This is a genomic window from Vibrio sp. St2 (assembly GCF_947311885.1).
In the GTDB taxonomy this organism is placed as follows: domain Bacteria; phylum Pseudomonadota; class Gammaproteobacteria; order Enterobacterales; family Vibrionaceae; genus Vibrio; species Vibrio coralliilyticus.
In genome coordinates, this window is sequence record NZ_CAMZNA010000007.1 from 200724 (window position 1) to 212586 (window position 11863).

Consider the following 11863-nt stretch of genomic DNA (forward strand, 5'->3'; position numbering starts at 1 on the left):
CTTCAGAATACCAATTCGTATTAAATCTAATTAGATACCAAAAATGAACTTTATATGTTCCCAAAGAGAAACAATCTGTGGCCTTTCATAAACAGTTAGAAAACTTATACCTCTTTCATCTGGTCGCGTTGAGTGGCAGTTTTCAAGGGGCGGCGGACAAAGTCGGACTGCCACGCTCATCGGTCAGCAAACGCATTGCGAAGCTTGAGCAAACGCTGAACCTTCGCTTGCTTGAACGCAGCACGCGAAAGCTATCGTTAACACAAAGTGGACATGAACTGCTCAAAAGCACCGAGCCGCTTCAACAGGTACTGCACCATACGGAAACGCTCAGCGAACAAGTTCATGCTCGGCCGCAGGGCAAAGTCCGCATTGGTTGCTCAACGCTGATGGCCCATCGACTCTTGATCCCGCACATTCATGCGCTTAGCGATACCTATCCCGATATCTGCTTTGACTTCAATCTCACTGACGAAGTCGTTGATCTCATCGATAACCACGTTGATATTGCTATTCGTATTGGCCATTTACCGGACTCCTCGCTGCTGGCGCGACAGATTGGTGAAAAAACCTTTGGTTGGTATGCCAGTCCGGCGTATCTGGCTCAAAACGGCGCACCGGAGTCGCCTGAATCGCTGCTTCACCATCGCTGTCTAGTGTTTAAAAATAAGGCGGTGACGCTGGATAATTGGGTCTTTGTGCATCCCAGTGGTGGCGTCAATACGATCAACGTCACCCCAGCGATGATCAGTGACGACGCGAGAGGCCTCGTGCAACTTGCCACCTTAGGACGAGGGATCATCATGGTCGACCCTGCCTTCATCGACCAAGAACTACGCTCAAACGAATTAGTCCCTGTTTTAACCGACTACACGCACCCAGATAAGCAGCCGATCCATTTGGTGTGTTTGGGCAAGAAGGGGCGTAGCCGCGCAGTCACCTGTGTATGGGAAGCGCTTAGCGAGCACTTACTCATCGCTCCAAAGTAGAAAACATGACCGCTCCAAATAGCCAGTAAAATGATGGAGCGCGTCGAAGGCTAAAGCTCGTAGTTTGGGCTAACGAGTAGTAATCAAAAGTCTATAGTTCACAAACGCCAATATATCATTTGGTTTTCGTGGCATTATTACGCAAATTAGAAATAAGGAGGAGATTATGACTGAACAATATGTGCTAAAGTACGACGCGCACTTTTCGTTAACTGTAATTGCCCATTTATTAAGTTTGTTTATTCACTTCTTCTAGCAATAATCTGTATACCAGCTCTAAGTCATGAATTTCTTTTTTCATAGATTCATACTCATTTGTCTCTATAATTCTTCCCAGTTGATTCTTTTTTTCTTCAATTTTTCTCCTCACTAAGATTGGCTCTGGCAGAACATCTGCATTCTTAAGAACAGTCATACTCATTCTATTTTTTTCTGGTGTTTGGAAGTACTTTCTATTATCTATCGGCTTTCCATAGCAAGGGTTCCTTTTTAATTCGCCACTTTCCTCTTTTTGCTTGACCCATTCATTCAAAGCCCTATCTACATTTATTAATATTTTAGACAGCATAAGTTCCCCCCCCCCCTCTTTATTGCAGGTTTTTTCAGTCCGAAGTTAACGCACATTAATATTTTCAACAAACTTACCAGAGCAAAGTGACAATCTTTATATCCTTTATCCTGAGAGTCACCCTCAAACATAGCTAAAATGTAGATATAGAAATCTCTAACCCTCTGATCTCTTTAGCTGCAAGCGTAATGGCATTCCTGTATCAAATTAAGATTTAATCAGTGACGAGGGCACGATGGTCATTCTCTTGGGTAGCTGTGAGCCGGTATTTTAGAGTCACTCCCGCAAAAGTTAGACCAACTATAAAGCCAACCCAAAATCCGCTGGCCCCCATCTGAGGAACAACCCAGTTTGTTCTTGCTAGTACATACCCGATACTCATTCCAATAAGCCAATAAGAAACAAAGGCAACGAACAGGGTTGGCATCGTATCTTTATAGCCACGAAGCCCCGCAACATAAATTGTTTGAATGGCATTTGGTATTTGAAACATCGCGCCAAAAAACAGCAACTGAGAAGCATAGCTAATGACTGCCTGCTGCGAGCTATATATGTTGGCGATAGATTCGTTAAAGAGCAGGATTAGAATCATTCCAACTATCGCCAAAAAAACCGCAATTACGGCGCCAACGGAAATGGCTACTTTAGCTTGAATTGGCGCTCCAAGCCCCAAATAGTAACCGACTCTAACAGTCACTGCAGCGCCAATGGAAAGCGGGACCATCAAAGTTATCATCGTGAAATTTACGGCAATTTGATTGCTTGCCACAACCGTTGAACCAAGAGGAGAAAGTAAGATTGCTATTACAGCGAATACAGCTACTTCCAAAAATACAGCCAGCGCGATAGGCATTCCTAACATGATTAATTGCCGTTGCATTGAAAAATCAATCCTTCCAAATCCACGAAACAAGTGAAAGTTTTTGAAACGATTAAAAAACACAATATATAGCGCGAACGAAATAGTCATAGACCAATTAACAATGGTTGTGGCTACTCCACTACCGACACCACCAAGAGCTGGCATCCCAAAATGACCGTAAATAAAAATATAATTCGCAGGGATGTTGATGAAAAAGCCAATGAAGCCAATAATCATAGACGGTTTTGTTATCGACATTCCTTCAGAAAAGCAGCGTAAAGCACGAAAAAGGAAAAAAGCAGGAGCCCCCCACATTAACGCATCAAGATAGCCTGAGGTTAAAAACAGCAGTTCAGTATCAATTTGCATTTTTTCTAGCACGAGAGTCGCATTACTCATTAACAGCATAACTACTAAAGCACTGAATAATGACATATAAATCGTTTGCTGAATGAGCGGACGAATCTCAGTGCTTCTATTGGCTCCATACATCTGAGCGACCATTGCGGGCACTGCCATAATAGTTCCCCCAACAACAATAACAGTAGGTAACCAAATACTGTTTCCCAGAGCAACAGCAGCAACATCTTGCGCACTAACTTGACCTGCCATCACGGTGTCTACGAATCCCATTAGTGTTTGAGAAATTTGAGCAATCAAAATGGGCCACGCAACTTGCATGAGTATCTTGGCTTCTAGGAGTAGACTTTTCATATCTAGGGCTTCTGTATCTTATGACATCTTTTTATGATACAGTTGTATCAAATAAAAATTCAACCCCCTACAATAAAGGTGATGTGTTATGCCGAAAATCGTTGATCATGAAGCACGTAAAGACGACCTGGTTAAATCCTTTCTCGATTTGGCGACCAAAACGGGGCTAGAAAATGTGTCACTCAGAGGTGTGGCCTCTCATGCCAATGTCTCGCTACGCCAGGTACAATATTATTTCGGTTCCAAGAATGCTTTGGTCACCTCAGGACTGGACCATCTGACAAACAGCAGTTACCAAGGTGTTGCACAGCGGCTCTCTGCAACAGATGGAACTAAAGGAGCAATTGAAACGTTCACAGCAATCTTCGAAGAAGCGATGCCAACAGATGAGAAAAGTAAACAATTTCATCAGCTCTCGATGTCCTATGCCATGCTGTCGCTAACACGACTTGAATTTAACGATCAAGCGTTGCTGGAGGGAGCTAATCGATTACAAAACAGGATAGAGGAAGTTCTGATTAAAGGTATACGAGACGGGGAATTGAACCGTGATATTAATATAAAGAGCGAGGCCATTCTGTTGTTAGGGTTAATCAATGGGCTTGGTACAGCGGTACTTCTAGGGCAACAAATGGTAGAAAGTGCTATGGAGTCGTTTCTTTATCACGTTGATAAACTGAAGAAATAGAGCGCCTCTAAAGCAAACTAAGTGATAGATTAAATGCATTATATTTCAATGATATAGCATAGAAAAATCTACTGAAAGGCCTTCTGAACGATATGGTCCTTAACCGTGCAAACCCCTGAGAGATCACCGCTGACAACGTTGGTCTCTCAGGGGTTTGGGAGACAACACGTTAGTCATGAATAGCTAACACGCTTGTGTCCCAAACGGCGTTAGGAGTAGAAGATAGGCAGTCTCCCTTTTCTCTCACCTAATCCAATACCATCACAGCTCATCGATTAACCTGAAGAATGACAGCTCATCTTTACACTTTGTCATAATGATAGCAAATCATTACAAAATACCCACTAATTTGTCACCATAGTAGCAATTAAAAACCGCTGCAATGGTGGCTTTGTGATTAGTGATAATGAAGCCATGATTAACGGCATCTTATTTGTCACAATAATAGCAATTATCCTACTATTGGTGTTAAAATTAATACAATAATAGCAATTTAAGAGGCACGAATGTTATCTCTTTACACCGCTTATGATTTGCAAATGGAACTCAAAGAGTTTATCAAGTCCGCCCGGAAAAAAGACAAACTCAGTGTTCAGAAAATGGCCGATCTCTCTGGCGTGCCTTACGCGACGATCAGAAAGTTTGAGTCAACGGGCAACATCTCATTGCGCCAGTTTCTCATGCTTTATGAGACCGTCGGTGACTTGAAAAAAGTGAAAGCCCTGACAAAGTCGTCTGAGCCTGAATTTAAATCCATAGAGGATGTACTTCGACATGCTTAAATCCCCTCTCACGGTAAAACGAACGCTGAGCAACGGTGAAAAAGTCCTAGTCGGTAAGCTCGTTGAAAATAGTAAGCAAAGCTTCTTTCAATTTGATGAGACGTATTTAGACGCTCACTCAACCTCTCTGGCTCCGTTTAATTTAGAGCCAGATACCAGCCTGCAAATGGCGCCTAAAAGGCCGCATTACGGTATCCATGGGGTGTTTGCAGATAGTCTCCCTGATGGTTGGGGCCTTTATCTTATGGATCGTGTATTTAGACAGAACGATCATAACCCAAAGGAAGTGACTGCACTGGAGAGATTGGCTTACCTAGGTGACCGATGCATGGGCGCCTTGAGCTACGAGCCCGAATTAGATCTTCTTGATGAGGCCAAGGAGTCGATTGATATCATTACCCTTGGCCGAGCGGCGATTGAAGAGTTTGAAGGCACCGAGTCTGCTTTGCTTGAGCACTTGATGAATACTGGTGGATCGGGTGGAGCCAGGCCCAAAATGAACGTGACGCGTTTATCGAATGGGCAATATTCAACATTAGATAACGCACTTGGAACCAAGCTTATCGTAAAGCTGACATCTGAAAAGTTTGACTTGAAGCACTCTGAGTCCTTAGTCGAATATTGCTATATGCAGATGGCGCGTAATGTCGGTATAGCGGTGCCTGACTTTAATTTAATTGATGCGGGTCATGGACGATTTTGGCTAGAGCAGGAACGATTTGATTGCACCGAGCAGGGCGGTCGGCTCCATATGATTTCTGCGTGCGGGTTGTTGGATGCCCCGTTTCGAGAGCCTTCGATGGACTATGTCGATTTAGTGAAAGCGACGCGCATCATGTGCAGCATCACAGAGTCTCAGAAGCTCATAAAGCGCTGCCTGTTTAATTATCTAACGGTTAATCAAGATGACCACAGTAAGAACTTTAGTTTTCTTGCCAGTGATGCCGATAACTGGACGCTGTCACCTTTCTACGACATTGTATACAGCCCTAACCCTTACAAAGAGCACATGACGGCCTTTGGTGGGAATGGTCGGACGCCAAAGCACGCACTAGACCAGTTAGCAGCTCAATCTGGGTTGTCATCAAAGAAAGCGATCATGGTGATGGCTGAGGAAATATTCGATACAACACGCTCGTTTAGCCATGAGGCCAAACACCTGGGCTTGTCACCAAATCTCATCAAGGAGATTGATAAGGGGATGGTGGAAAAATATAAGGCTCTGTGAATATTGGATGAATCAAATTCGCCGCGACTCCGTTGGCCATTTGAGGGTTGACCGCCGCTACGGTTATCTAAGTAAACTCTGTCATATGAAATTCGTAACCCAGTGTTATCCAAAACCTTCTTTTGCAGATTGTCAGCAAGTAAAATCAACCACTTTGAGGACCGTTTCTCGGTATTTGGATTACTGTAAAAATAGTGACTGTAATTATTTTTACACTAGTGCTTTCATGCCCTGCTCGATTGCCAATACGTCCGCTGGCAATATTTATAGTGCTTTGACGAGCAGTGAACCTCGACTTATTGCGAGCACCGACAACAACGTAAATAAAAACCTAGTTAAGTAGTGGCTTTCTCTGGCTCAACGAAGTGGCACGCGCAGCCTGGTTCAGTTTTTTGGCTTGTCTGGACAGTGACTGGACGAACGAGTTTCAAAACATGATCTTGTGGCGTTTCTCCCCATTGGCACTCTCATGAAAGAACCTGTTATCACACACCCGCTTTTTAGGTATGGGGCTTACAACCTACAAAGTATTAACTGTAAGCCCCACGAAACTGACCTATTCCTTAAGACTCGAATCTAAGGTTCTCGAGGCAAAGACTCGGGTCATATCCTCCAACTTATAGATAATCGAATATCTCTACCCGGTTCGGGAAGACCAATGATCGAGTTAGAACCAAGGTCATAGCCAAAAGTACCGTGGTCGAAATAGTACTCATCGAAAAGATTATTGACCGCTAAATTCAAAGTTAAGTTGTCGCTTGGTAAAGGAGACCAATCAGCGTAGATGTCATGGACGTTATAAGCGTCTTTGGAGGGATACCCCGTAGGCACATCGTCTAACTCCTGTACCCATTTGCCACTCCAACCAAGAACGATTTTATTATCGTATAGGTGATACGAGGCATCAACCAACACGCTATCACCAAACGACGTGCCTAAACCAAAGTTGCTGTCATCAAGAGGCTTTCCATTAAGCTCAGGATCGGTATGAGAGTACGTCACTGACAGCTTGGTGTCTTCCCACGCTTTACCTAGTGTGACATTGAAGCCCGTCGTCTCCAGTTCACCGACATTATCGTACCAACTTTCACCCATTGGCCCTGGTGAGCCAACAGCTGAGACCACATTATCTATATCACTTTTAAACACGGTTAGAAGACCAAATACTCCAGCGTGAGCGTATTCCACCGTCAGTTCGGTGTTACTCGCTTGCTCTTTTTTAAGATCGCTGTGAGTAGTAACCGTGCCGATCGACAAGGCTTGGCGGATCTGAGGCCCACGTATTGCTGAAGAATAGCCAGCGCGCAAAGACCAAGATCCATTGACTGAATACTGCGCATTTATATTTGGGCTCAATCCAGCCTCAGTTAGTGATTTCCCATCAAAAGTGTCTAGGTGGTATGAATCAAACCGAGCACCGTAGCTCAGTGTGAAGTCACTCAGTAAACGATATGTATCTTGGCCATATATTGCATAAACTTGGCTTTGCTCTTCTGCATTAGCATTGCTGTGACGCGCTTTATCTTTCTTGTATTCAAAACCGTAAGTGAATTCATGAGAACCGAAAATGCTGGTATTTCGTAGATCTGCCCCTACTGTTTTGATGCTAGCTGCATCGCTTTCAGCGCTTTGATAATAAGAAAACTCGTTTTCCGTTAGATATGCAGAAAGATTGACGTCGAGAACCTCATTTTGAGCATCATATTTATAGTTAAATGTGCCAGTTTGGCGCTGGCTTTCCTGTCGGCTAGATTGATTCCAAGGAGCCGAGATAAAGTGCGTACGAACATTCCTCTGTCCGTCATCCACTCGTTTTTCGTAGCTGAACGACAACTCATCCCCGGTAAAAATCTCACCATTTATCTTAAAAATACCGTATTCCTGATTTGTTCCTGTATTTTCCAGCTCTCTACCATTACCATCTTCAAATTCTGACGTGTGATTCTTACCGATGATCAACATTCCTGACCATTGCCTGTTGAGTCGACCGTAGACGGTGGCACTGTTTCTCGTGCCATCGGAATTGGAGAAATACCCCGTTTTCAGAAGCGCACCGAAGTTCTCGTCATAACTCAATAAGTCATCGGCAGATTTGGTTTCAAATCGGACAGAGCCGCCTAGCGCTCCTATTCCATCTAACGCTGTTCCAGCACCGGGTTTGATTTCTACGGTTTTGATGAGGTCAGGTTCAATAGCCAACCGCCCTTGGTGATGGAACAATTGGCCGCTTTGTACAGCGCCATCAATGCTGACGTTCAGGTTTAAGTCTTCGACACCACGCACATAAATCTTTTGCGCAGCACCAAACCCGCCACCAACCGTCACATTAGGTTGATTTCTAAAGATATCTTCCAAATCATTCGCTTGCCGATACTGTATATCATCGGTATCAATGGTGTTGTTGCCCGTAACCGAAGTGCCAACCACCGTCATGGTTTCAGGTGTACTAATATTAGCGTCTTGTTTTCCCTGTACTGCAAACGATATTGACGATGTAAAACTCAATATAAGAAAAAAAGCTAAGGATGTCCTTCGAATCATTATCTACTCCTCAATTAAATCAAAATAATTATCATTTAAATAAAATTGAGATAATAGTTATATAAGGGACGTAAATATGTACTATTTGCTAATGTGATTGAACATATAACCAAAATAATCAATCAAAAGAGGGCGCTAGAAAAATACAGTATTAATGTATTATTTATACCGCTACTGAAGCGACGGTTCTCGTGATTAATTTTGGATAGATTGAAGAATTAGAATGAATCAACCTTTATCTAATTGTTCATTATTCCTCCAACCTATTAACCTCACAACTGAAATCGTAGGACACCAAATATTGGCAGCACTCACTGAACTTTCATTAACAATTGGTTGCTTGAAGATAAAAAGCATCCATTGGTTCACCAGGGGAACGAACGGGTATCACACCAGACGTATCGACCCTAAAACCTGCCATGGCGAGCGCATTTTTTAATGTATCGACAGAATATCTATAAGCGAGATGCCGTTCTTTCTCACCATAATCGATCGTTCCACAGCCTTCCCAGCCTGCGAGAATGACTGTCCCCTGCTCTACCAACACCCTTTTCCACTCAACAAACGTAGATAATAGAGACTCGTGCGTCAGATGCTGAATCGAAAAGTAACTCACTAATGCCGCACAGCTTTTTTCCTCAATCATTGACAAGTTCGTCATGTCCCCAACATAGAGCGTGGCGGAATCCTGTAACAAGTTCTTTGATTTCTGTATCATGAGCGGCGAGAGATCAACACCAATGAGAGTCACCTCTTGGTTGTATTGTTCAGAAAATTTTTTCAAAAAATGACCTGAACCACACGATGCATCAATAACAGCCCCATTTACGTTTTGTAAACTAGAGAACAAGCTCTCTAAACCAAGCGTGTATATCTCTGTATGAATTTCTGATTCCATCGCGTCAGAATAGCAGTCAACGTCTTTATACAGCTCTCGCACTTCGTTATTACGACTTTCAAACATGCAACCATCCTCAATCACTTGTGTTTAAATTTTTACATTTAGAGGCTTACGCGTGTTACGATCAGCTACAGGACACTTCAGGCTTGTCACAATCGCATCCTTCTAAGCTGGCATTCCGCTGTATTGAGGCGTCATATTCATGAAGAATAGCGGGCTTAATGTCTAAGAGTTCGGTCCCATTGAGGCAGTCAAGCCCTTTGACATACACAAGATTGCCTTCCATTTTTTCTATTGCAACGACCGCGACACCAATAGGATTCGGTCTGAATGGAGTGCGCATTGCAAACGTTCCTGGTTCATTCTCATCTGTTAACGCTACGTACCCAACCCCATCTATTGGTTTTCCCAACCAATAGAGGATGAGGATTGCACTGCCTGCTTTTAGCCCTCTTAGCTCTCCTTGGTATTGTGGCTCAACACTTAACTTGCACAGTGGCCCTTCCTGCTGAATGTTGCAAGGACAGTCATCAACACTCTCATAAGGTGTATGAATCTTTCCTATAAATGTAAGATTGGTATCAATTAGTTTCTGCATTTTATTATCCTTACGTTAAATGGCCTCAGTCGAGATTGACCAAACAGCTAGGCGTAGTATCCGAAGACTCACCTGCTGGCTCAGAAAGAAATCACACCAACAAGTATGATCTCACAAAAAATCATACCAACAAGTATGATAATTGCAACCAAAACTTCGAGCTTGCTTGGTTTAAACACTTTTTAATCTCGACCTATTGTCGATGCATACATTATTAACGCGAAAAAACGACCTAGCTTTAACATCCAATTCTTTTAAAAACTTGTATACCTAATCATTTATTTACCTAGCCCCAAATAAAACTCATAGCCTTATAAAAGGATTAAAACCCGAACCCAAATAGTAAAATATAATGAAATCTATTTATATTTTCCTTTATAAGTCAGGGAGGGTTTATTAAAAGTTAGATGATTATTCACAGTATAATAAAATGTGAATTCTTACTCCAAAAATTCGGGTCTGGGGCCGTATCACTAATTCATGGCAAGTCATAAAAGTACAAACGAAATAGTCAATAGTACAGGCGATAATTCATCATCATGGTCGTCTTAACTTCGAAACTAAATGATAATAGTTATCCATATCTATTTAACAAAATTAGAAATTAAGCAGGGCTTAATATTAGTGAGTCTATAGCTCCCTGTTTTCAAAAAGGAATTGTCGTGCATAATAAAATCAATCTTGAATCCGAAAACATAAAACTTTTGTTTCTTCGGTACTTTTGGCCAGCTTTGATCACCGTTCTAATCAAGGCTGGCGTAATTATGGCGGATGGAATGTTCGTTGGCCAAGGGGTGGGTCCCATCGGTTTGGCGTCCATTGGCTTAACCATGCCACTTCAGGCCATGTTTACGGCTTTGTCACTAATTGTGGGTATTGGCGGCGCAGCGCTCATGTCAATAGAGTTTGGCAAGGGTAGATTTAAGGAAGGCCAAGAGGTTTTTAACCAGTCTTTAGTGATGATATTGATCGTCACTTGTTCACTCGCACTTCTGACTCATTCTTACAGTGAAGAGATCCTCGCTTTTTTTGGTGCAGAAGGGAATCTGATGCAGGCTGCGGGCGAATACTTATCAATCATGGTCATATTTTACATATTCCATGTTTTAGTCGTTGTGGTGACTATTTTCGTCATCAATGATGAAAACCCATTTTTGCCAATGTTTGCGATGTTTTTAGGGACTGTCGCGTTCATCATCTTAGGTTACGTGCTAATTTTTTCTTGGTCTTTCGGGATCAAGGGGGCGGCTTACGCCTCGGTTGTTGCACAAATTGTCATGCTACTGGTGTTATCCATTCATTTCATTTTCAGGCAGGGGCGACTCACATTCAACTTAGTGCCGCTACGATTTAATCGTTTGAAGGAGATCCTCTACATAGGCTCCCCTACCTTCTTTTTAGAGCTAGCGACCATCATTGTCATGCTGGTGTTTAACTATGTTCTATTGAATGAGTATAGTGAAAATCATCTCGCGGCTTATGGAATAACGGTGAATCTCAGTATGGTGCTGATGCTTTTTCTGAGCAGCATTGGGCAGGCGTGCCAGCCCATATTTAGTTTTTCATTAGGAAAAAAATCGATAACACGAGTAAGGGCAGTCCTTAAACTCGGACTCATCTACTCAATGACTATGGGTGTATTAGCCACCTTATTAGTGTTTTACTTTGCGCCAAAACTGGTCGGATTGTACATCGAGCAGCAAACACAAGTGAAAGATCTGGCCCTTGACGCAACCAAGTTTTACTTTTTGGCAGCGGTGGCTCTTGGGATCAATTTGATGAGTACGACTTTTTTCCAAGCCATCAAACGCCCAAATTTGGCCACAATCGTGTCGCTGTCGCGGGGCTTTGTGTTTATCCTATTAGGCTTTTTAGTCTTACCGGCGCTCTTCCCAGCACACGGAATTTGGCTGTTGACGTTAAATGCGGAACTCATTACGTGCGCGCTTAGTGTCGTGTTACTTAAAAGGTACTTTACAGCTGCCAACTAGA

Annotated in this window: 10 protein-coding genes; 5 read left to right on the plus strand and 5 right to left on the minus strand. The window is 42.8% G+C overall.

What is annotated here, in order from left to right:
* Nucleotides 1–77: 77 nt before the first annotated feature.
* A complete protein-coding gene (locus QMA41_RS19180) occupies nucleotides 78–989 on the plus strand; it encodes a LysR family transcriptional regulator (protein ID WP_235676601.1) in 912 nt (303 codons plus the stop codon).
* A 229-nt stretch (nucleotides 990–1218) separates the two neighbouring features.
* On the opposite strand, the gene QMA41_RS19185 is transcribed toward QMA41_RS19180, so the two are convergent.
* Nucleotides 1219–1557 carry a DnaJ family domain-containing protein gene (locus tag QMA41_RS19185; protein ID WP_281630371.1) on the minus strand — a complete coding sequence of 113 codons (339 nt, stop codon included), beginning with the start codon at nucleotides 1555–1557 and terminating at the stop codon, nucleotides 1219–1221.
* A 214-nt stretch (nucleotides 1558–1771) separates the two neighbouring features.
* On the minus strand, nucleotides 1772–3133 hold the full coding sequence (locus QMA41_RS19190) for an MATE family efflux transporter (protein WP_281630372.1): 1362 nt from the start codon (nucleotides 3131–3133) through the stop codon (nucleotides 1772–1774).
* A gap of 88 nt (nucleotides 3134–3221) precedes the next feature.
* Here QMA41_RS19190 and QMA41_RS19195 point away from each other — a divergent pair, with 88 nt between their 5' ends.
* The 3 genes from QMA41_RS19195 (at nucleotide 3222) to QMA41_RS19205 (ending at nucleotide 5831) form a co-directional block, all read left to right on the plus strand.
* Nucleotides 3222–3821 carry a TetR family transcriptional regulator C-terminal domain-containing protein gene (locus QMA41_RS19195; protein WP_235676604.1) on the plus strand — a complete coding sequence of 200 codons (600 nt, stop codon included), beginning with the start codon at nucleotides 3222–3224 and terminating at the stop codon, nucleotides 3819–3821.
* Nucleotides 3822–4327: 506 nt separating this feature from the next.
* On the plus strand, nucleotides 4328–4603 hold the full coding sequence (locus QMA41_RS19200; protein ID WP_235676605.1) for a helix-turn-helix transcriptional regulator: 276 nt from the start codon (nucleotides 4328–4330) through the stop codon (nucleotides 4601–4603).
* A complete protein-coding gene (locus QMA41_RS19205; protein ID WP_235676606.1) occupies nucleotides 4596–5831 on the plus strand; it encodes a type II toxin-antitoxin system HipA family toxin in 1236 nt (411 codons plus the stop codon). Before QMA41_RS19200 ends, QMA41_RS19205 begins: the two co-directional genes overlap by 8 nt.
* Nucleotides 5832–6434: 603 nt before the next feature.
* On the opposite strand, the gene QMA41_RS19210 is transcribed toward QMA41_RS19205, so the two are convergent.
* The 3 genes from QMA41_RS19210 to QMA41_RS19220 form a co-directional block, all read right to left on the minus strand.
* Nucleotides 6435–8372 carry a TonB-dependent receptor gene (locus QMA41_RS19210; RefSeq protein ID WP_281630373.1) on the minus strand — a complete coding sequence of 646 codons (1938 nt, stop codon included), beginning with the start codon at nucleotides 8370–8372 and terminating at the stop codon, nucleotides 6435–6437.
* Nucleotides 8373–8697: 325 nt separating this feature from the next.
* The gene (locus QMA41_RS19215) at nucleotides 8698–9336 is read right to left on the minus strand and encodes a class I SAM-dependent methyltransferase (RefSeq protein ID WP_235676608.1); all 639 of its coding nucleotides are present in this window, start codon (nucleotides 9334–9336) and stop codon (nucleotides 8698–8700) included.
* Nucleotides 9337–9397: 61 nt separating this feature from the next.
* Nucleotides 9398–9871 (minus strand): SAM-dependent methyltransferase, encoded by a 474-nt coding sequence (locus QMA41_RS19220; protein ID WP_317987128.1) that lies wholly within the window; start codon nucleotides 9869–9871, stop codon nucleotides 9398–9400.
* A 662-nt stretch (nucleotides 9872–10533) separates the two neighbouring features.
* Between QMA41_RS19220 and QMA41_RS19225 the strand changes: the two genes are divergently transcribed.
* Nucleotides 10534–11862, plus strand: coding sequence for an MATE family efflux transporter (locus tag QMA41_RS19225; RefSeq protein WP_261345483.1), 1329 nt, complete (start codon nucleotides 10534–10536; stop codon nucleotides 11860–11862).
* The last annotated feature ends 1 nt before the right edge of the window (nucleotide 11863 follow it).